The organism is Pseudomonas sp. LTJR-52 (assembly GCF_003691465.1).
Lineage (GTDB): Bacteria > Pseudomonadota > Gammaproteobacteria > Pseudomonadales > Pseudomonadaceae > Chryseomonas > Chryseomonas luteola.
This window is the reverse complement of the sequence record NZ_CP033105.1, coordinates 515,480-535,739: the sequence shown is the minus strand read 5'-3', so window position 1 is coordinate 535,739 and position 20,260 is coordinate 515,480. Positions and strand designations below refer to the sequence as shown.

Below are 20,260 nucleotides of genomic sequence, written 5' to 3'. Positions count from 1 at the left end.
AACCCTTAGGGGGGGGGGGGTAAGCACTCAGTTCTGAGCTTTAACGCGGTGTTAGATGGTGGAGCCAAGGAGGATCGAACTCCTGACCTCCTGCGTGCAAAGCAGGCGCTCTCCCAGCTGAGCTATGGCCCCATCGATTGGTGGGTCTGGGCAGATTCGAACTGCCGACCTCACCCTTATCAGGGGTGCGCTCTAACCAACTGAGCTACAGACCCAATCGTCTAACGCTTGAGTCTTGACTCATCTCGCGTCTTTATTTCAGTGAATCAAGCAATTCGTGTGGGAGCTTATGCCAAAGCTGGGATCTATCGATTAAGGAGGTGATCCAGCCGCAGGTTCCCCTACGGCTACCTTGTTACGACTTCACCCCAGTCATGAATCACACCGTGGTAACCGTCCTCCCGAAGGTTAGACTAGCTACTTCTGGTGCAACCCACTCCCATGGTGTGACGGGCGGTGTGTACAAGGCCCGGGAACGTATTCACCGTGACGTTCTGATTCACGATTACTAGCGATTCCGACTTCACGCAGTCGAGTTGCAGACTGCGATCCGGACTACGATCGGTTTTATGGGATTAGCTCCACCTCGCGGTTTGGCAACCCTTTGTACCGACCATTGTAGCACGTGTGTAGCCCAGGCCGTAAGGGCCATGATGACTTGACGTCATCCCCACCTTCCTCCGGTTTGTCACCGGCAGTCTCCTTAGAGTGCCCACCATGATGTGCTGGTAACTAAGGACAAGGGTTGCGCTCGTTACGGGACTTAACCCAACATCTCACGACACGAGCTGACGACAGCCATGCAGCACCTGTGTCAGAGTTCCCGAAGGCACCAATCCATCTCTGGAAAGTTCTCTGCATGTCAAGGCCTGGTAAGGTTCTTCGCGTTGCTTCGAATTAAACCACATGCTCCACCGCTTGTGCGGGCCCCCGTCAATTCATTTGAGTTTTAACCTTGCGGCCGTACTCCCCAGGCGGTCAACTTATTGCGTTAGCTGCGCCACTAAAGTCTCAAGGACCCCAACGGCTAGTTGACATCGTTTACGGCGTGGACTACCAGGGTATCTAATCCTGTTTGCTCCCCACGCTTTCGCACCTCAGTGTCAGTATCAGTCCAGGTGGTCGCCTTCGCCACTGGTGTTCCTTCCTATATCTACGCATTTCACCGCTACACAGGAAATTCCACCACCCTCTACCGTACTCTAGCCAGGCAGTTTTGGATGCAGTTCCCAGGTTGAGCCCGGGGATTTCACATTCAACTTACCAAGCCACCTACGCGCGCTTTACGCCCAGTAATTCCGATTAACGCTTGCACCCTCTGTATTACCGCGGCTGCTGGCACAGAGTTAGCCGGTGCTTATTCTGCTGGTAACGTCAAAGCTGCAACGTATTAGGTTACAACCCTTCCTCCCAGCTTAAAGTGCTTTACGACCCGAGGGCCTTCTTCACACACGCGGCATGGCTGGATCAGGCTTTCGCCCATTGTCCAATATTCCCCACTGCTGCCTCCCGTAGGAGTCTGGACCGTGTCTCAGTTCCAGTGTGACTGATCATCCTCTCAGACCAGTTACGGATCGTCGCCTTGGTGAGCCGTTACCCCACCAACTAGCTAATCCGACCTAGGCTCATCTGATAGCGTGAGGTCCGAAGATCCCCCACTTTCTCCCGTAGGACGTATGCGGTATTAGCGTTCCTTTCGAAACGTTGTCCCCCACTACCAGGCAGATTCCTAGGCATTACTCACCCGTCCGCCGCTGAATCAGAGAGCAAGCTCTCCTCATCCGCTCGACTTGCATGTGTTAGGCCTGCCGCCAGCGTTCAATCTGAGCCATGATCAAACTCTTCAGTTCAAACATATCCGGGTTTTGAGAAAACCCTAAACTTGGCTCAGCAATCGCAAATAAACTCTCGAATTCACGAGTGTTACTTGTCTTGCTGATAATCTTGTCGATCCATCAGTCTTACAGCACAAGCACCCACACGAATTGCTTGATTCAACTTGTTAAAGAGCGGTTGGTTAAGACCTTGTCTCAACCGAGGCGCGCATTCTACGCTAACCTCTTGTCCTGTCAAGCTTTTTGTTCAACCGGTCTAATCAGATGAACCGCTTGCCGGACCTGCCGGATCAGGAAACCTGTTCTGGCAGCGGGAGGCGTATTCTACACAAACCCAAGGGCTTGTCAACTACCGCTTCCCTCTTTCCACTTCTGCCAGACCGGAGACCTGACCCTGACTAAACAGCTAAGCCATTGATCTACAAGGCTTTTACTGCTCCGTTGCAGCGGAAGTGGGGCGCATTATAGGCCCCTCCGCTCACAGGTCAAGCTTTATTTGAATAGGCTTCGATAAAATCTTATATATAGCTTCTAGACTGCCTCAAGGTGCTACTACACGCGTTTCTTATGGATGTACCGAGCTTCTCTTTCAGGACGTCTGATTCATACCACTTTAATAGTAGCCCTATTGTCTATCACCAGATCCTTTGGAAAAGCAGCACGCCAACAAGCGAGGAATACATGAGGTTCTACCTATTTGCTTTTGGACTTACCGCTCTTGTTGCCTTTCAACCGGCATTTGCAATGGATGAAGAGGATTACTCGGCTACCTTTAATACGTGCCTTGATGAGTCCAAAGGCACTACCAGAGACATGCTGAGCTGTATATCTGCCGAAACAAAGCTTCAGGATACTCGGCTGAATGAAGCCTATCAGAACACGATGGCTACCTTTAGCGATCCACAGAAAGCCAAGCTCAAAGAGACTCAACGGTTGTGGATCAAATATCGAGACGCCAACTGTAGCCTTTATGCCAATGCAACAGGCGGTACGATTGATGCGCTGAATACGGCATCCTGCCTATTGGATATGACCAAAGCTCGTGCTGATGAGCTGAGCCGTTTTACAGAGCAGGACTCCTCTCTTTAAGTTGTCCGCACGTGGTCTCTTGTGTTTGCTCTTATAAAGAGTAAGCACGCTCCACTTTTACGATCTGCACACTGTACCCTTCATACCACTTGGTGCGACCCTGCCTGCGCGCCTGCTGGTGCTCAGGTTGATCTTTCCATGCCTTTATGGCCTTTTCATCGGTCCAATAAGAAATGGTGATTCCAGTACCGTTCTCGCCTCTTACGGAGAGGACGTCCAGGAACCCTGGCTGCCTTTTGGCCAATTCGAGCATGTGCTCGGCTGTTTCCTCATAGCCATTTTTTTGAGCACTTTGCTTGGAAACAAAGATGACTGCGTAGCATGGCGGAGAGGGAGGGTTCATTATTTGTTCCTCCCTGACGAAACGGCATGAGTGGCAGAGGCTTTTATAAAGGCTTTAACAAGGGGAGGCAGAAGTCCCTTCAAGGCCTGACGCTCGGATTGAAAGAGTGTTGCAATAAAGAAGGGATGATCATGCAGTTCGACCGCCCTCACCTCTCCAGCAGCATTGTGTCCGACGGCTTTAAGCTTGCCGGACAAGATCTCTAGCCCGACCGCTGTATTAAGACCATATGCACAGCGGTATTCCTCGTAGCTTTCGATAGCACCATACGCTTCGGCTATACGTGAGCTGGAAGTGAATCCTACCAGTTCGCCTCTTTCTATTAGCGCACAGGCTAACGGAGAGACTATCGGGTCATCGCGTTCCGGTGCTGTTTCAGCATGCGCTGCGTTGGCCCGGTTCAGCTCATTGCGTGCATATTCGATCAATGCATACTGAAATCCTGCGCAGCTGCCTAAAAACGGGAGGGCGTGATTTCTGGCGTATCGAATAGCAGATAGCGCACCTTCTTCATTGTCATACGGGCTTCCAGGCGTGCACCAAACGCCATTAGCTTCTTCGAAAGTCGTTTCTTCTATATTAGCTGTAGCGATCCACTCGAATACCAAGGGAATATTTAGAGCGGCTTGAGCCAAGTGCAACGCCTGGATGATGGCTTGGTGCGCCTTGATCTCAGGGCTGTAGTCACCTACCAGCGCAATCCGAACGCTTTGCCTACCTGGTATAAGGTTTTTCACCGGTGCGCTCATAGACTTCTCCTCTATAGTTTTGCTTCTTGGGCAGGCACTATAAAAAGAGACCCTGTTGACCACTATTGGCGCCTCGGCAGACTGTCCTTGCACATATGCACAATCGACTCGACTATTCTGATCTTGCGCTGATTCTTGCCTTGGTAAGGGGGGGCTCGCTTTCACGTGCTGCCGAGCGGCTTCGCGTAGACGTGTCTACCGTATTTCGCTCTATCAGGCGTCTTGAGGCGTCATTAGGGCTTGAGTTATTTGAGAAGAAACGGACCGGCTACTTACCTACGCCCACCGCCTTGCTGTTGGCGGATCAAGCCGAACGGGCTGAGCATGCCCTGGACAATGCGCGGGCCAGTCTTTTGGAAGCCGACTCCATTGCGGGCACCGTGCAACTGACCTGTACCGAATCCGTACTGGCAAATCTTGTGGCCCCGGCGCTTGGAGATGTCTTACCAGACTATCCGCAGCTGATGCTGGAAATATCGACATCCGACGGTTTCGCTGACTTGAGCCGGCGGGATGCCGACATCGCTATACGGCTGACGAAAACACCGCCGGAACACCTTGTAGGTCGCTGCCTGGGAAAAGTGCCGTATGCCTTGTATGGACATACGTCTTATCTAAGTCAGATTCAGGATAAGCCGTGGGATGCGCTGACCTGGATATCACTCGATGACTCTTTCAGCGATCACCCCACCGTCACGTGGCGCACGCTTAACTATCCAACCCTCGTCCCAAGGTATCGCTGCCAGAGCATACATGCCGTTACGCAGCTGGTGCGCTCAGGATTAGGCGTGGCCATCTTGCCCTGCTTTGTATTGCAAACAGCTCCCGAACTTTGCCCGTTAAGCGCTCCCTTGATCAATTGCGAAAGTGAGCTTTGGATTCTCATACGGGCAGGCGGTCGTGTATTGCAGCCAGTGCATACCCTTTACAGGGCCTTAAGCGAGACTATCCCTCTGAATCAGAACGGCAAGCGACCGACTCACTTATGAAGGCCCAGCATCCTTTAACCGGATCACTGTAGCCAAGGTTCCGCGACATAAATGTGAGGCGAAACGCTGTACAAAAGAGGCCTTTAAATGCCATTGGTCGCCGAGGCACACCAAGAGTCAGTCTATATGCTCGCCGCATCAGATTTTATAGTTTGATTAATGTAGGCTGTGCGCCTCTTGGTTAATGGTGCGCTGTAACCCTGCTCGACACCAAGCCAACATACTTTGCTCATTTATGGAAAGCTTGCCGCTATGGCTCAATCAAATTCCTGCTTATCCGCACAGCAAGAAATTGACTCTCTGCTGGATCATTTACAGGCCGCCAATGATTTGATCGAGCACGCACTCGCCATGATTGCTCAAGTTCATCGTGGCGAAAAAAGCCCTGAAGAACTCAAGCCACTGCGCGATGCATTCAGCTCGGTGATCAGTCTGCAAACGCCTGAACGCTTCGCCATTCGGCATTAAAGAGTTGCGGTCAATCTGCTTTATTGAAAGGCGCCTCTGGCGCCTTTCTCTTGCCTGACCATTAAGGTTGCGCCATCAGCCAGGGCAGCACCTCCTGACAGGGTTGCTCAACCTTCAATGTGCATATCGTATCGGCGCGCGTCTTGCCGATATTGATCAGAATAAGAGGCCTGCCAAGCTCTACGATCAACTTGCATAGCCGAAAGCTCGAATAGGCCATCAGGGACGTACCTATTGCAACCAGCGCATCGGCATGCCGAACACCCTCCCATGCTGCCTCCGCCTCATGTGCAGGCACGCCTTCACCAAAGAACACGACATCCGGCTTGAGCCATTCACTGCCGCAACAGGGGCAACCCGCCAGGCGAAAGCCTTCAAGATAGGACGCTGCGAGATGAGCATCGCCATCAGGTGCCAGGACAGCATCGATACCCTGTACATTCGGATTAAGCGCCCTCAGCTCGTTCTGGACGTCCTCGCGCCACATGCGGTTGCCGCAATCCATGCACACGACTCGGTGCAGGTTGCCATGCAGCTCCGTAACATGGTGACTGCCAGCCTTCCCGTGCAGTGCATCTACATTCTGCGTAACGATGCCCGAAATTCGCCGCCCCGCCTCCAATTCAGCCAGTGCCTTGTGCGTGGCATTGGGCATGGCATCACGCACGGCGGGCCAACCTACCATGCTACGGGCCCAATATCGTTTTCGAGCCTCAGGGGAGTTCATGAACTCCTGAAACATCATGGGTGCCCTGCCCCGGCGCACGCCATTGACGTCGCGGTAATCTGGGATACCCGATGCGGTGCTGATACCCGCGCCTGTCAATATCAGCGGTTGATAGCGGTAGATAAGCGCTTTCAGATCAGACAGCTCGGTTTCAAAATCAGGCATGACGGCATCTATATCGTCTAGTAGTGGATTAGCTTAGGCGATAACCCTGAACGCCAGCCTTGATAGACAGGAGCCGGCCAGCATCAGTGCGCCTTTAACAAGAATGCCGTTGTCTCGCTGTAAAAGATGACCATTGGTCGCCCTTTGGTTCAAAAAACGTCGATCTCGTATCGTTCAGCTCTTGTTCAGCACGGATTCAGAAAGTATTCAGCCACCCTGGCGTAGTCTGAAACTGTCAGAAGATGCTCCAGTGAGGAGGCCCGATCATGATGTATCCCCAGCTGGCTGTTGCGTTCCCCGCTCCGATCGACGCAGCCAGTTCACATGCATCGGTAACCTCCTCATGTTCTTCGGCGATGTTCCTTGCAGCTCCATTGTGCACAGGCCAGTTCATCCCTGGTGGTGCATAGCCACTTTCCCCAGTGGCAGTTTCTCGATCCCCATGAAGTGCTCCTGACCTCTCCCCATCGGAGAGGTTTTTTTTGCCTGATACAAATGACGCATATCCAGAAACCTTTCCTTTATCCTCCTTTATTGAGTACTTGCCCTGATAGAGGGGCACATCACTCACCGTATTGGTCAGAAGTCGAGGATAATGCCCTATCGATTCGAGTTGACCTTTGTTTGCCGAATATTCAGGAACACCCATGAAAATTCTCGTCGTCGAAGACGAAAACCTGCTCCGTCACCACCTCAAGGTGCGCCTTAGCGAAGCTGGGCATGTGGTCAATGCCGTAGGCAATGCTGAGGAAGCCCTTTATAACGCACGCGAATTCCACCATGACCTGGCGATTGTGGACCTGGGTCTGCCTGGCATGAGCGGTCTTGATCTGATCCGTCAGCTTCGCACTCAGGGCATGGCCTTGCCGATTCTGATCCTTACTGCTCGCGGTAGCTGGCAGGACAAAGTGGAAGGCTTGGGTGCTGGTGCCGACGACTATGTCGTCAAGCCGTTTCAGTTCGAAGAGCTGGAAGCGCGCCTGAATGTATTGCTGCGCCGCTCGGCCGGCTTCATCCAACCCAGCATCAAGGCCGGTAATCTGCGCCTGGACCTTGGTCGCCAGCAGGCCTTCAACGAAGAGCAGCCTTTGCAGCTGACGGCTTATGAATATCGCCTGCTTGAATACCTCATGCGCAACCATCAGCAGGTCATTACGAAAGAGCGCCTCATGGAGCAGCTCTACGACGATGACGGCGAGCATGACAGCAATGTCATCGAGGTACTGGTTGGCCGTCTGCGACGCAAGCTGGAAGCGTCATGCGGTATGCAGCCCATCGAGACCGTCCGCGGACGTGGATATCTGTTTACCGAGCGCTGCCAATGATTCGATCGTTCCGCCTGCGCCTGCTATTAAGTGCGGCGCTTCTGGTCATCATTTGCCTGGGCTTGATGATCCCAGCCATTGGCAAGGCGTTTGACGGGACGGTAGAAAACTTTGTGGCGGCGCGCCTTGAGGCTAACGCCAACACGTTGATTGGTGCGGCCCGGGCCATCGATGGGCGTCTGGCCATGCCGGAAATGATCGCAGAGGAGGTCTTTGACCGCCCACAATCGCCGATCCTGGGTTATGTATACGACCAGAACGGTCGTCTGCTATGGCGCTCCCGCTCCGCCGTACGCGAGCGTCCCAACTACCGGCCCACCTTTGACGGGACCGGCGTTAAATTAGTCAAGACTACGGATGACGAGGGGCGCGGCTTTTTCGTCTTTGACCGAGAGGTCTTGCTGGGCAACCCGCCCGTAGCAGGCTTCAGTATCGTCACCATGCAGCCGGCCGAGGAATACGATCGCCTGCGCAGCGGCTTTATGCACCAGGTTACGCTCTGGCTGAGCGGAGTGTTATTCGCTCTTCTGATTTTTCTGGCCGTGGGGCTGCACTGGAGCCTGCGTCCACTGCACCGTTTGAGCCGCCAGCTGGATGCCATCGAGACTGACCAGCGTGATCTGCTCGACGAGAAGAACGTACCTAGCGAGATTAGCCGCCTGATCCGCTCCCTCAATCGCCTTCTCGATTTCGAGCGACTGCAACGGGAGCGCTATCGCGACACGCTGGGTGATCTGGCCCATAGCCTGAAGACCCCGCTAGCCGTTCTGCAGGGCGTGACAGAAGACCTGCGCCGAAAACCCAGCCTGGAGCATGAGGTGTCTGCGCTTCAGGTTCAGATTGAGCGCATGAATCAACAGGTTGTTTTCCAGCTGCAACGTGCCACACGGCGCGGTGCGGTATTGAGCCGGCCACTGGAACTGCAGCCGCTCGTGGAGTCCTTGTTCAGTACGTTGGACAAGGTGTACGCCGAGAAGAAAGTCCAGGCGTCACTGCATTTCCCGTCGGGTATGAAAGTTCAGGCGGAGGAAGCCGCCATGCTGGAAGTCTTTGGCAACCTGCTGGAGAACGGTTATCGCCTGTGCCTGACTCAAGTGCAGGTCAGCGCTGAGTTCATCGACGACAGCTGGATCATCGATATCGAGGATGATGGGCCCGGTATTCCAGCCGAGCGACGCGAGACCGTCCTGCGGCGAGGCGTACGCATCGACAGCCGCCACCCTGGTCAAGGCATCGGGCTGGCCGTCGTGCAGGATATCCTTGAAGGCTACCGCAGCGCCCTGACGATTGATGATTCTTCGTTAGGTGGTGCTCGTTTTCGCTTTCGTCTGCCGAGTGTCTCCCCTGAACGTCCTCGATTAGGGCACAATGAAGTCCGGACGTGACTTGCAAGTCAATGTTTGCGTCTGCCCTGTTACCCCCGCCATTTGCTCTATAGGACCCCGGCATGGAACGCGATTGCCGCCACCTGGAATCACTGCTGTACCGCGATATCCCGATCACTCAGGCCCTTGGCCTACAGGTGAAGAGTTGGGAAGCGCATTCCCTGCGTCTGCATGCGCCGCTCGATGCTAACGTCAATCATGCCCACACGATGTTTGGTGGAAGCCTCTATTGCATCGCCGTACTGGCGGGCTGGGGCTGGCTTTACCTGCGCCTGCGCGAAGCAGGCCTGGAAGAGGAAGGCCATATCGTGATTCAGGAAGGTCAGATTGCCTATCCGCTGCCTGTGACCACAGACGCCATTGCGCTGTGCGATGCGCCGGACGAGCGTGACTGGCAGCGTTTCGAGACCATGTTCCGCCGTCGCGGTCGTGGCCGCTTGACGTTGCACTCACGTATTCTGGCCGCCAACGGTGAAGACGGCGTGCGCTTCACCGGGCAGTACGTGCTGCACAAGTAATATCAGGCCTGGCGGGATGCCAGCTCAACGAGCGTGTCCCGCCAATGTGCCTCGGCCGGCAAGGCCAGGAAGTAGGGATTGAGAAAATCCTCCCTCGCCTCGTATGTCAGTGGCTCACCGTTCAGGTTGAGTACGATGCCACCCGCTCCCTCCAGGACTCCCTGAGCCGCTGCTGTGTCCCATTGGGAGGTTGGCGCCAGTCGGGGATAGCAGTCCGCCGCACCTTCAGCCAGCAGGCAGAACTTCAGCGAGCTACCAACATTGGCCAGCTTGATCTCGCCCATATGCTCACCCAGCCCAGCCAGAAGTCGCTCCTGAGTAGGGCTGCTGTGTCGGCGGCTGGCAACGACGGTGAAGCCCTGTACAGGTGTAGGCCGGACATTGATCTCTTCGCCGTCCTCTCCCCGTATACGCCAGGCGCCCATTTCTGTTCCGCCACAGTAATACAGGTCACGGGTGGGCACACCGACCACACCAAACACAACGCGCCCTTCTTCCACCAAGGCGATGTTGACGGTGAACTCCTCACTGCCGGAAATGAACTCCTTAGTGCCATCCAGCGGATCGACGACCCACCAGCAGCGCCAGCGGGCACGCTCCTCCAGCGAGATATCACACGCTTCTTCCGAGAGTACCGGAATGTCCGGGGTCAGCGCGGCCAAGCCTTCGCTGATGATGCGGTGGGCAGCTAGATCAGCGGCGGTAACCGGCGAGGCGTCGGCCTTTTCCGTCACGGCCACGTCATTGCGCCAGAAAGGAAGGATTGCGGCACCGGCCTGGCGGACCAGGTCGACAACGTTGAGCACCAGCGGTGCGGTAATGGAGACGGGCACCATCATAAAAAACTCCACAGGCAGATGAGGCCGCCTCAATAACGACCGCACGGTAAATGTCAGGCGACGAACTCGCCACGCTGGATCAACAGGTCCCGCACTAAATAGAGCGCAGCCAATGCGCGTCCTTCGGTAAACCGGGGATTATCCATCAGACTGAATAGCTCGCGTAGGCTGATCTTGTCTACCTCGATCGGTTCGGGCTCATCGCCCTGCAAACGCTCGGGATAAAGATCGCGTGCCAACACGACATGAATTTTCTGATTCATGTAGCCGGGCGACAGAGAAAGCTGCGTCAGATATTCGAGCTGGCGGGCACCGTAACCGGCTTCCTCCTTGAGCTCACGGTTAGCGCCCTCCAGTACGGTCTCGTCCATCTCGACAAGCCCCTTGGGCAGGGACAACTGATAGTCTTCGGTGCCGCCGCAGTACTCTTCAATCAACAAGGCATGCTCGTTGTCCAGCATGGCCACGACCATGACCGCGCCCGGGCCGGTCCCCTTGTTGGCCAGTCGTTCATAGGTGCGCTCTTCACCATTGGAAAAGCGCAGCTCGACTTCTTCAACCGTGAAAAGACGACTCTTGGCAACGATCTGCCGGGCAAGCACAGCGGGTTTCTGGCGCATAAACGGCTCCTGAGCGAATCGGGTCGGCTATCATAACGCGCCTTGTTTAATAATCCGTGGCCGGGACGATCTGTCTTGGCGTAATCACGAAGAGATGGCTCACCGCGGTTACGGTGGAGTCCAAAAGAGGAAGCCATGCCTACCCTTGCCTGGAATCAGATCGACACCGTCTTGCTGGATATGGACGGCACGCTGCTCGATTTACACTTCGACAATCATTTCTGGCTGGAATATCTCCCGCAGTGCTACGCCAAGCATCATGGCCAGTCCTTTGAGTGGGCCATGGCCGAACTGGAGCCACTGTTCGAGGAGAATGCCGGCAAACTGACCTGGTATTGCCTGGACTACTGGAGCGCTCAACTGGGGCTTTCAATCGCCGCGCTAAAGCGGGATATTGCTCATCTCATTGCCTTGCGTCCCGATGCCGACACGTTCCTGTCTGCCATTCAGGCAGCAGGCAAGCGGGTCGCCCTGATCACTAATGCCCATCGGGACTCGCTCTCCCTAAAGCTTGAACGTATCGAGCTTGCGCCTTATTTCGACCGGATGATCAGTTCCCATGACTATGGTTTCCCCAAGGAAGACCAGCAGTTCTGGTTTGCACTGCAGCAGGACTTCGGCTTTGACCCGGTCCGTACGCTGTTCATCGACGACAGCCTATCCGTTCTGCGCAGCGCTCAGCGGTATGGCATCGCTCATCTTCTGGCGGTACGCAATCCTGATAGTCGCCAGGGCCCGCGGGACACCGCTGAATTCGAGGCGGTAGACGATTATCGAGAGCTGCTACCACCCCAGGAGACGGTGGCTACGTCACACTCCTGAGCGTGACCTGCGCACAGACGCCTCATGCCTGGGTTGACCCTGCCGGCGAAGCGGCGCAACGTTTCAGCGCGACCCAGTGTGGAGTGATGATGCACTGGGCCGGCGTTTAGTCCCCTGGTTAACCTTTTCAGGACTGCCTCTATGAACGCTTTTCGACGCACCCTGCCGCTTCGCGGCGCTGTCTGGTTCTCTGCCCTTACGCTTGTGTTCTGTGCTACGGCCAATGCTGCCCAGAACACGAGTGGCTTTACGCCTTTGCTTGATAAGATCAACGCTCGCACCTCAACGGCCGATCTGGTTGCGCTGAGCAAATGGGACAGCGGCAAGCCGGTCCTCGACACCCAACGAGAGGCGGATGTCCTGGCCCGGGTTCGTAATGAAGCCGCCGCTCACGGTTTGCAGCCCGATGATGCGCAGCGCTTCTTTTCCGATCAGATCGAGGCTAACAAGTGGGTCCAGTATGGGCTGCTGGATCGCTGGCATGCCATCGATAAGGCACCCAACAAGACGCGCCCGGACCTTGCCGTGGTTCGTAAGCAGCTCGATCAGCTGCAGAACGAGCTGCTCGATGCACTCGAGGCTGCCGAGCCGCTACGCAAGGCGCCGGACTGCCCACATGTCGCAGCCCGTGCGGTGAGCACCTATGCCACGGCACATGCACTTGATTCTCTGCACCGGCTGGCGTTGGTCCGCGGTATGGCCAATGTCTGCCAGGGGTCGCAGCAGCAGGTGGCTGCCACCGATTAACGTACGGCCTGACGTGCCTGCCATGGGGAACCCGGCAGGCACCCTTCGTCATTCAATTCTGTTCCTTTCTCTATCTACGGCGCTATGCTGATAGATTCTGCCTTCATGCTGCCGGAAGCCTGTCCGCCTGATCATGGACATCAAACAGCTCAAATTCCTGATTGCCCTGGATGAAACGCGCCACTTCGGCCAAGCGGCCGAACGGTGCTACGTCACTCAGCCAACCCTTTCCATGCGTCTGCGCAGCCTTGAAGAAGAGCTGGGACTTGAGCTAGTACGTCGGGGTCAGCGCTTCGAAGGCTTTACCGAGGCGGGCCAGCGTATTCTGGCCTGGGCCCGGACCCTTATGGCGGCACATGAGGGGCTCTATGCGGAAGCCGCCGCCTATAAAGGGCAGCTGGTTGGCACCCTGCGCCTGGGGATCGTCCCCCTGGCCAGCTATGACCCTATGCCTCTGCTGCATCACCTGCGCCAGTTGCACAGCAATCTGCGCTTTCAGTTATCGGTGCTGAGTACCGAGCATATTCTCGAGCAGCTGGCGAGCAACCAGCTCGACCTGGGAATCTCCTATCTCAGCCATCTCAACGATCAGATGTTTGAAAGCCAGTCCCTGACCGAAACCCGAATGGGCTTGTTGTTCGACCAGCGTCATTTTCAGTTCGACGAGCAGGAGCTGAGCTGGGAACGGGTAGCCGATCTGCCCCTGGGTCTGCTCACGGGAGGAATGCACTTTCGCCAATCGGTCGATCACGGTTTTCGCAGTCGTGGCCTCACACCCCGGCCTGTACTGGAAAGCGATGCCGTGCATCTACTCCTGCAAGCAGTCAATGCGGGACTATGTTGCGCCGTGATGCCACTCAAGGGTGGGTTCGACGCGCTGACCGAGCACTCCTGCCTGCTTCCGATTCAGGGTGGGCGAGCCCTGGCACCGCTTGGGCTGATCATCCGACGTACCGCGCCGCGCCTGCCAGTGGCCGAAGCCTGTTTTGCTGAAGCGCGCCTGCTGTACTCAGGCAAATGAAAACGGTCGCTTGATAAGCCCCATCTATCGCCATATCGGTACCAGCGATTAGACGTTACACCTTAATAGGCTTAGGCTTTGATCTGTGTCAAACAGCCGCAGGCCAATTGCTGCTATGTCCCGCTCGAATCCACATGCTGATACACCCTCGGAACAGCCCGCCAGCCAAGCGCTGCACGGGTATACCTATGCCGAGCTGAAGAACCCGGAAGTCACTGGCCAGACGCCATTGGCTGAAGAGTGTGCCGTTGCCATTTCCTACAATGGCATCAGCCACACCGTCATGATGGCTACACCTGCCGACATCGAGGATTTCGTTGCGGGCCTGAGTTTAAGCGCTGGAATCATTCATTCCATCGACGACATCTATGGCATGCAGGTACGCCGCGTCGGTGAAGCCCTGAATGTTGAGGTCGAAATTTCCAGCCGGACGTTCTGGGCCTTGAAAAGCCAGCGTCGCCAGATGGCCGGAACCAGCGGATGCGGCCTGTGTGGCGTCGAGGCGCTTGAGCAGGCACTGCCGCAACTGGATCGGCTGCGTAAGGTGCAGCTGCCACCTGCCGAGCATCTGGCCAATCTGCGCCAGCGTATCAACGAGGCCCAGCAGTTGGGTCAGCGTAGTGGCGCCGTCCATGCGGCGCTGTTTGCCAATGCCGAAGGTGAGCTAGGCCTTTGCCGTGAAGATATCGGCCGCCATAACGCGTTGGACAAGCTGATCGGCGCCTTGATGCGTCAGAAGATCAATACCCGTGCCGGCTTTGTCGTGGTGACCAGCCGCTGCAGCCTGGAGCTGATCCACAAGGCGGTTCGCGCCAACCTGGCAACGCTTGTCACTCTGTCCGCGCCTACTGGCCTCGCCGTGGAATGGGCGCGTCGGCATCGTCTCAACCTTATTCATTTACCTCATCAGTCTCCGCCTCGCGTGTACAGCCCGGCGCCGCTCATTCCAGAACATCGGGAGTAGTCATGAGCAAGCAAAAATCTTCTTACAAACCCTATCAAGGCCCTGCCGCAGGCTGGGGTGCGCTGAAAAGTGTCGTGCACTTCTGGCTCGACAGCGGAAAGGCCGTCAAGAATATCCGGACCCTGCTCAAGACCAATCAGGACCACGGCTTCGACTGCCCTGGCTGCGCCTGGGGTGAAGCACCGGAAAACGGCCTGGTGAAGTTCTGCGAGAACGGCGCCAAGGCGGTGAACTGGGAAGCGACCAGCCGCCGTGTAGATGCTGCGTTCTTTGCCAAGCACAGCGTCAGCAGCCTGAGCACGCAAAGCGATTACTGGCTCGAATACCAGGGCCGCTTGACCGAGCCGATGCGCTACAACCCGGCGACTGATCACTATGTGCCGATCAGCTGGGATGATGCCTTCCAGACCATCGCCAAACACCTGAAGGCGCTGGAAAACCCTAACCAAGCCGAGTTTTACACTTCCGGTCGTGCCAGCAACGAGGCTGCCTTCCTGTATCAGCTGTTCGTGCGGGCCTATGGCACCAACAATTTCCCGGACTGCTCCAACATGTGCCACGAGGCCAGTGGTGTAGGCCTGGGCCGCAGCATAGGCGTTGGCAAGGGTACAGTGACCTATGAGGACATGGAGCACGCCGATGCGATCTTCGTGGTGGGCCAGAACCCTGGCACCAACCATCCACGGATGATCGAGGTGTTGCGCAACGCTGTGAAGCGCGGTGCTCAGGTAGTCAGCTTCAATCCGCTCAAGGAGCGTGGTCTGGAGCGCTTCCAGCATCCCCAGAGCCCGGTCGAGATGCTGACCAACAACTCGCGCCCGACCAACACGGCCTATTTCCGCCCAGCCCTGGGTGGCGACATGGCGGCCATGCGTGGGATAGCCAAATTCCTGCTGCAATGGGAGCGTGAGGCGCAGCTGAACGGCACGTCACCGGTGTTCGACCATGACTTCATTCAGAAGCACACCCTGGGTGTCGATAGTTATCTGGCCGTGTTGGATGCTACGTCCTGGGAACAGATTGTAGAGCAGTCAGGCTTGGCCCTGGCGGAGATCGAGCAGGCTGCGCGCATGTATGCCAGAGCTGAGCGAGTGATCATCTGCTGGGCCATGGGTGTGACCCAGCATCGCCACTCCGTGCCCACCGTTCAGGAAATCGCCAACCTGCAACTGCTGCGCGGCAATGTGGGCAAGCCGGGCGCTGGCCTGTGCCCGGTTCGCGGTCACAGCAATGTGCAGGGCGACCGTACCATGGGGATCGATGAGAAGGCTCCGGCCTGGCTTAGCGATGCCCTGGAAAAGCGCTTCGACTTCAAAGCGCCCCGTAATCGCGGCCATAACACGGTGGAGGCCATCGCTGCCATGTTGGCGGGCGATGCCAAGGTCTTTATCGGACTGGGCGGCAACTTTGCCCAGGCGACACCGGATACACCGCGGACTCATCAGGCACTGCGCAATTGCGACCTGACTGTACACATCGCGACCAAGCTCAACCGTAGCCATCTGGTGACAGGCAAGCAAGCGCTGATCCTGCCATGCCTTGGCCGTACCGAGCTGGATCTGCAAGCCAGCGGTAAGCAGGCCATTACGGTAGAAGACAGCTTCAGCATGGTCCATGCCTCGGCAGGCGTGCTCAAGCCACTGTCTCGCCAGATGCGCTCCGAGCCGGCCATTGTTGCAGGGATTGCCAAGGCAACACTGGGCAACCACCCTGTGGATTGGGAGTGGTTGATTGAAGACTACGACCGCATCCGCGATCTGATCGCCGATGTGATCCCGGGCTTCAAGAACTTCAACGTGCGCCTGGACAATCCTGGCGGCTTCTACCTGGGCAACAAGGCACGTGATCGCGTCTGGAATACGGCAACCGGCAAGGCTAACTTTGCGCCCAGCCAGCTGCCAGAGAATCTGATCCCGGAAGCGGCTCGCCAGAATGGCCAGAAGCCTGACCTGATCCTGCAGACCATGCGTTCGCACGATCAATACAACACAACGGTGTACAGCCTGGATGACCGTTACCGGGGTGTAAAAGGTCAGCGTGACGTGGTCTTTGTCAACGAAGCGGACATCCGCCGCCTGGGTTATGAGCCAGGCCAGAAGGTGGACATGGTCTCGCTGTGGGACGATGGGATCGAGCGTCGTGTCAGTGGCTTTACGCTGCTGCCGTTCGATATTCCTGAGGGTCAGGCGGCGGCCTACTATCCCGAGACCAATCCGCTGGTGCCGTTGGAAAGCTACGGTAAGGACAGCTTTACGCCTACCTCCAAGTTCGTAGCCATTCGCGTCGAGCCAGCACATAGCAACACGATTGCATCGGTCGCTTGATACCGAGCGAATAGCCTGCCGTCTGCATAGACGGCAGGCTGATTTTTTATGGCCGGGCTCTATACTGAAGGGTCCAAGGCCTCCCTCTCCTTCCCATGTATCGCCTCCCTGACTGGATAGCTAAAGATCCGCTGCGCTGCCAAGTGCTGGCCTGTGTTGCTCAGTTGCACTTGCCGGATGCCTGGGTAGCCGCCGGATTCGTGCGCAATCTGGTCTGGGATCACCTGCACGGTTACACGGTTCCTACCCCGCTGACGGACATTGACGTCATCTATTTTGACCCTGTCTGCCGTGACCCTGAGAGAGATACTGAGCTTGAGAATTGGCTCAGGGCCTGTGCGGCCCTGCCCTGGTCCGTCAAGAATCAGGCCCGCATGCATAAGCGCAGCGGGGATGCGCCCTATCACAGCAGCCTGGCTGCCATGAGCTATTGGGTGGAGATGGAAACGGCCTTAGCGGCCCGCCTCCTGACTAGCGGACAGATCAAAATCGCCAGCCCGCTTGTTCAGCGAGGTCTCTTCGACCTGCACGTAACGCCTAACCTAAAGCGTTACAAACCGGAGGTCTTCAGGCAGCGACAGCACGAGAAAGGCTGGGCGCGCCGGTGGCCGAAACTTCGGTTTCTACCTGCAGCAGATATACCGCCCCACCTGCCGGACTGATTGCCGTACAGGAAAAATTGTTTTTCGAACTCGAACAATCCATGAGACTCCATTGCCTACCGATTACACTCATGGAAGACCGGTCATCATGGATATCAGGCTCAGGGACCCAGGAACCTTATGAACGCTGCATCGCTCCCTCTCGATCATCCCTTTGCTCACCACAACGGCTTTAGCCGGGTCTTTGCGCCTGACACGCTTACCTTGGGTTTCATTCTTCCGGTGGCGAGCTACCCGAACGAGCCAGGGCCATCACTTGAGCATCATGCTGAACTGACCCAACTGGCCGATCAGCTGGGCTTTGCTGCGCTCTGGGCCAGGGACGTACCGTTTTATGATCCAGGCTTTGGCGACATGGGGCAGGTCTTCGAGGCGTTTACCTACCTGGGCTTTCTGGCCGGCACCACCAAACGTATTACGCTGGCAACCGGCAGTGCCGTGATCACCCTGCGCCACCCGCTGCACCTGGCCAAAATGGCCGCCTCGGTCGACCAGCTCTCCAGCGGGCGGCTCGTGCTGGGTATCGCCTCGGGAGACCGACCTGTCGAGTATCCCGCCTTTGGCCTGGAAGATGAGTACGAGCAGCGCGGCGACCGCTTCCGCGAAGCGTTCGAGATGTTCCGCCTGGCCAGCGAAACGTCCTTCCCTAACGGTGACTTCGACCGCTTTGGCGATCTGCAGGGGCTGGCCGATCTGGTCCCTAAGCCATTCAACGGACGCATCCCTGCCTTCGTTACAGGTCGTAGCCGTCAGGCAATGGACTGGATTGCCGCCAATGCCGACGGCTGGTTCTACTATTTCATTGGCGTCGAGCATGTCTCGGCCATTACCACGTTGTGGCGCGAAACCATCAAGCGCGTCACGGGCGAAGAGACGTTCAAGCCTTTTGCCCAGGGCATGTTCTTCGATCTGGCTGAAGATCCGGACCAGGCCCCCATGCCTATTCATGCCGGACTCAGGATTGGTCGTCGCTACCTGGTGGATTATCTTGAGCATATGCAACGCCGAGGGGTGAATCACGCCGCGTTGAATCTGAAGTCGTCCCGCCGTCCGGCCAAGGAAGTGGTTCAGGAACTGGCTGAATATGTCTTGCCGCACTTCCCCTCCCATGAACCTCTTGAGCCATAAGAACTCAAGAGAACTCAGACTTAACAAAGGAGAGTGCTCCATGCCCCGTACCGTACGCTTTCATGAAACCGGTGGCCCAGACGTACTCAAGATTGAAGACGTAGACGTCCGCCCACCTCAGCCAGGTGAAGTACAGATTCGCACCAAGGCGCTGGGCCTGAACCGTGCTGAAGCTATGTATCGCGCTGGCCAATACACGCATCAGCCCGTGTTTCCGGCCATCCTTGGGTACGAGGCGGCAGGTGTTATCGAGGCGGTTGGCGAGGGTGTTACTGTGTTTGCCGTAGGCGACACCGTAAGCGTCATACCGGCATTCTCGTTCGAACAGTATGGCTTGTACGGAGAGTTGGTAAATGCGCCTGCCCATGCCGTCGTCAAGCACCCCGACACGCTTTCATTCGAAGAGGCTGCCGCTACCTGGATGATGTTTACCACGGCCTATGGCGCGCTGGTCGATATTGCCGGACTGAAGGCGGGCGATACCGTTCTGGTTCGTGCGGCCTCCAGCAGTGTTGGCCTCGCTGCGATCCAGATTGCCAATTTTGTCGGTGCAACACCGATTGCCCTCACCCGGACCAGCAGCAAGCGACAGGCCTTGCTTGAGGCAGGCGCGAAACATGTCATCGCAACGGAAGAACAGAATCTGACGGATGAGGTGCTGAAGCTCACTGATGGCAAGGGCGCGCGCATCGCCTTTGATCCAGTGGGTGGGCCAGACGTGCCCAAGATTCTGAAAGCGCTCTCGTTCCTGGGCATTTTCTTCCAGTACGGCGCCTTGAGCACTGAAAACCTGTCATTGCCAGTGATGGATGTGCTGGGTAAGGACCTGACCATTCGCGGCTATCAGCTGTTCGAAATCACTCAGGACGCCGATCGATTGGCCAAGGCCAAACACTTCATTCTGGACGGCCTGACCCAGGGCAAGCTGAAGCCACAGATTGCTAAGACATTCCCGCTGGACCAGATCGTTGAGGCGCATCGGTACATGGAGTCCAATCAGCAGGTTGGCAAGATCGTCGTAACGGTTTAACCCAGCGGTGAGCCGTCCCGATCATTCGCGCCGGGGCGGCTTTCCAGCTCAGGCTTCAGATGCATGACCTTTTCCCACTGGCCCGTCATGTCATCGAAGCGCTCGTCCATAGTCCTGAAACCATGCCGCTCGTAAAAGGCTACCGCACGACTGTTCATGCTATAGACAGACAGTTCGAGGCGCGACTCAAGGGACTTGGCGTGCTCCAGCAGCGCGCTGCCAATGCCTTCGCTCTGGTGGTCCGGGTCGACAAATAAGGCTGCCAGCACATTCTGTTGCAGCGAGAAGAACCCGAGAACCGTATCGTCCTGTACATATACCCAGTTCTCGGCACTGGGCAGGTACTTTTCCTTCATATCCTGCCGCTGGCTGCGCCAGAAGTCGGGCGCGACACCATCATGGGCCAGGATGGAGGCAGCCAGCCAGATCGAAACCATGTGCTTATATTCATCGTCTTTTGCTTTTCGAAGCATGTGTATCCCTACCTTCAGCCAAGCTGAAACAGTACCT

General features: G+C 56.5%; 21 protein-coding genes, 2 tRNA genes and 1 rRNA gene. 14 read left to right on the top strand and 10 right to left on the bottom strand.

Annotation, left to right across the window (positions count from 1 at the left end):
• Nucleotides 1–56: 56 nt before the first annotated feature.
• From EAW52_RS02535 to EAW52_RS02525, 3 genes are all read right to left on the bottom strand, one after another.
• Nucleotides 57–132 (bottom strand) — tRNA-Ala (locus EAW52_RS02535).
• A gap of 6 nt (nucleotides 133–138) precedes the next feature.
• Nucleotides 139–215, bottom strand: a tRNA-Ile gene (locus EAW52_RS02530).
• Nucleotides 216–313: 98 nt separating this feature from the next.
• A 16S ribosomal RNA gene (locus EAW52_RS02525) occupies nucleotides 314–1,850 on the bottom strand.
• Nucleotides 1,851–2,516: 666 nt separating this feature from the next.
• Between EAW52_RS02525 and EAW52_RS02520 the strand changes: the two genes are divergently transcribed.
• Nucleotides 2,517–2,924 (top strand): lysozyme inhibitor LprI family protein, encoded by a 408-nt coding sequence (locus EAW52_RS02520; protein ID WP_256680714.1) that lies wholly within the window; start codon nucleotides 2,517–2,519, stop codon nucleotides 2,922–2,924.
• A gap of 31 nt (nucleotides 2,925–2,955) precedes the next feature.
• Here EAW52_RS02520 and EAW52_RS02515 read toward each other — a convergent pair whose 3' ends face one another.
• Both EAW52_RS02515 and EAW52_RS02510 read right to left on the bottom strand, forming a co-directional pair.
• On the bottom strand, nucleotides 2,956–3,267 hold the full coding sequence (locus EAW52_RS02515) for an antibiotic biosynthesis monooxygenase (protein WP_122041294.1): 312 nt from the start codon (nucleotides 3,265–3,267) through the stop codon (nucleotides 2,956–2,958).
• Nucleotides 3,267–4,016: a hypothetical protein gene (locus tag EAW52_RS02510; RefSeq protein WP_122041293.1), complete on the bottom strand. Its 750-nt coding sequence runs from the start codon at nucleotides 4,014–4,016 to the stop codon at nucleotides 3,267–3,269. The genes EAW52_RS02515 and EAW52_RS02510 overlap by 1 nt, the downstream gene beginning before the upstream one ends.
• A gap of 95 nt (nucleotides 4,017–4,111) precedes the next feature.
• Between EAW52_RS02510 and EAW52_RS02505 the strand changes: the two genes are divergently transcribed.
• Nucleotides 4,112–5,005 carry a LysR family transcriptional regulator gene (locus EAW52_RS02505; RefSeq protein WP_122041292.1) on the top strand — a complete coding sequence of 298 codons (894 nt, stop codon included), beginning with the start codon at nucleotides 4,112–4,114 and terminating at the stop codon, nucleotides 5,003–5,005.
• 252 nt (nucleotides 5,006–5,257) lie between these two features.
• Nucleotides 5,258–5,473 (top strand): hypothetical protein, encoded by a 216-nt coding sequence (locus EAW52_RS02500; protein ID WP_010796229.1) that lies wholly within the window; start codon nucleotides 5,258–5,260, stop codon nucleotides 5,471–5,473.
• A 61-nt stretch (nucleotides 5,474–5,534) separates the two neighbouring features.
• Here EAW52_RS02500 and EAW52_RS02495 read toward each other — a convergent pair whose 3' ends face one another.
• Both EAW52_RS02495 and EAW52_RS02490 read right to left on the bottom strand, forming a co-directional pair.
• Nucleotides 5,535–6,365, bottom strand: coding sequence for an NAD-dependent protein deacetylase (locus tag EAW52_RS02495; RefSeq protein WP_122041291.1), 831 nt, complete (start codon nucleotides 6,363–6,365; stop codon nucleotides 5,535–5,537).
• Between the two features lie 235 nt (nucleotides 6,366–6,600).
• The gene (locus EAW52_RS02490) at nucleotides 6,601–7,014 is read right to left on the bottom strand and encodes a hypothetical protein (RefSeq protein WP_122041290.1); all 414 of its coding nucleotides are present in this window, start codon (nucleotides 7,012–7,014) and stop codon (nucleotides 6,601–6,603) included.
• Here EAW52_RS02490 and EAW52_RS02485 point away from each other — a divergent pair.
• The 3 genes from EAW52_RS02485 to EAW52_RS02475 all read left to right on the top strand — a co-directional run bounded on the left by EAW52_RS02485 (nucleotide 7,013) and on the right by EAW52_RS02475 (nucleotide 9,593).
• Complete coding sequence (locus tag EAW52_RS02485) at nucleotides 7,013–7,690, top strand: response regulator transcription factor (protein ID WP_010796231.1); 678 nt, start codon at nucleotides 7,013–7,015, stop codon at nucleotides 7,688–7,690. The genes EAW52_RS02490 and EAW52_RS02485 overlap by 2 nt on opposite strands.
• Nucleotides 7,687–9,075, top strand: coding sequence for an ATP-binding protein (locus tag EAW52_RS02480; protein WP_122041289.1), 1,389 nt, complete (start codon nucleotides 7,687–7,689; stop codon nucleotides 9,073–9,075). Before EAW52_RS02485 ends, EAW52_RS02480 begins: the two co-directional genes overlap by 4 nt.
• A 62-nt stretch (nucleotides 9,076–9,137) precedes the next feature.
• A complete protein-coding gene (locus EAW52_RS02475) occupies nucleotides 9,138–9,593 on the top strand; it encodes a YiiD C-terminal domain-containing protein (RefSeq protein ID WP_010796233.1) in 456 nt (151 codons plus the stop codon).
• A gap of 2 nt (nucleotides 9,594–9,595) precedes the next feature.
• On the opposite strand, the gene cysQ is transcribed toward EAW52_RS02475, so the two are convergent.
• Together cysQ and nudE are read right to left on the bottom strand one after the other, a co-directional pair.
• Nucleotides 9,596–10,432, bottom strand: coding sequence for a 3'(2'),5'-bisphosphate nucleotidase CysQ (gene cysQ, locus EAW52_RS02470; protein ID WP_122041288.1), 837 nt, complete (start codon nucleotides 10,430–10,432; stop codon nucleotides 9,596–9,598).
• 53 nt (nucleotides 10,433–10,485) lie between these two features.
• Nucleotides 10,486–11,052 (bottom strand): ADP compounds hydrolase NudE, encoded by a 567-nt coding sequence (nudE, locus tag EAW52_RS02465; RefSeq protein WP_010796235.1) that lies wholly within the window; start codon nucleotides 11,050–11,052, stop codon nucleotides 10,486–10,488.
• Nucleotides 11,053–11,187: 135 nt separating this feature from the next.
• Here nudE and yrfG point away from each other — a divergent pair, with 135 nt between their 5' ends.
• The 8 genes from yrfG to EAW52_RS02425 all read left to right on the top strand — a co-directional run bounded on the left by yrfG (nucleotide 11,188) and on the right by EAW52_RS02425 (nucleotide 19,750).
• Complete coding sequence (gene yrfG, locus EAW52_RS02460; protein WP_122041287.1) at nucleotides 11,188–11,874, top strand: GMP/IMP nucleotidase; 687 nt, start codon at nucleotides 11,188–11,190, stop codon at nucleotides 11,872–11,874.
• Nucleotides 11,875–12,015: 141 nt separating this feature from the next.
• The gene (locus EAW52_RS02455) at nucleotides 12,016–12,621 is read left to right on the top strand and encodes a chorismate mutase (protein WP_122041286.1); all 606 of its coding nucleotides are present in this window, start codon (nucleotides 12,016–12,018) and stop codon (nucleotides 12,619–12,621) included.
• A 133-nt stretch (nucleotides 12,622–12,754) separates the two neighbouring features.
• Nucleotides 12,755–13,642: a LysR family transcriptional regulator gene (locus tag EAW52_RS02450; RefSeq protein ID WP_074820796.1), complete on the top strand. Its 888-nt coding sequence runs from the start codon at nucleotides 12,755–12,757 to the stop codon at nucleotides 13,640–13,642.
• Between the two features lie 115 nt (nucleotides 13,643–13,757).
• Nucleotides 13,758–14,606 carry a formate dehydrogenase accessory sulfurtransferase FdhD gene (gene fdhD, locus EAW52_RS02445; protein WP_122041285.1) on the top strand — a complete coding sequence of 283 codons (849 nt, stop codon included), beginning with the start codon at nucleotides 13,758–13,760 and terminating at the stop codon, nucleotides 14,604–14,606.
• 2 nt (nucleotides 14,607–14,608) lie between these two features.
• A complete protein-coding gene (locus EAW52_RS02440; RefSeq protein WP_122041284.1) occupies nucleotides 14,609–16,930 on the top strand; it encodes an FdhF/YdeP family oxidoreductase in 2,322 nt (773 codons plus the stop codon).
• Between the two features lie 95 nt (nucleotides 16,931–17,025).
• Nucleotides 17,026–17,592 (top strand): nucleotidyltransferase family protein, encoded by a 567-nt coding sequence (locus tag EAW52_RS02435; RefSeq protein ID WP_122041283.1) that lies wholly within the window; start codon nucleotides 17,026–17,028, stop codon nucleotides 17,590–17,592.
• Nucleotides 17,593–17,712: 120 nt separating this feature from the next.
• Nucleotides 17,713–18,720, top strand: a complete 1,008-nt coding sequence (locus EAW52_RS02430) for an LLM class oxidoreductase (protein WP_122041282.1) — start codon at nucleotides 17,713–17,715, stop codon at nucleotides 18,718–18,720.
• Nucleotides 18,721–18,760: 40 nt separating this feature from the next.
• The gene (locus EAW52_RS02425; protein ID WP_122041281.1) at nucleotides 18,761–19,750 is read left to right on the top strand and encodes a zinc-dependent alcohol dehydrogenase family protein; all 990 of its coding nucleotides are present in this window, start codon (nucleotides 18,761–18,763) and stop codon (nucleotides 19,748–19,750) included.
• On the opposite strand, the gene EAW52_RS02420 is transcribed toward EAW52_RS02425, so the two are convergent.
• Nucleotides 19,747–20,223 carry a GNAT family N-acetyltransferase gene (locus tag EAW52_RS02420; protein WP_122044702.1) on the bottom strand — a complete coding sequence of 159 codons (477 nt, stop codon included), beginning with the start codon at nucleotides 20,221–20,223 and terminating at the stop codon, nucleotides 19,747–19,749. The two genes, EAW52_RS02425 and EAW52_RS02420, sit on opposite strands and share 4 nt — an antisense overlap.
• Nucleotides 20,224–20,260: the final 37 nt, after the last annotated feature.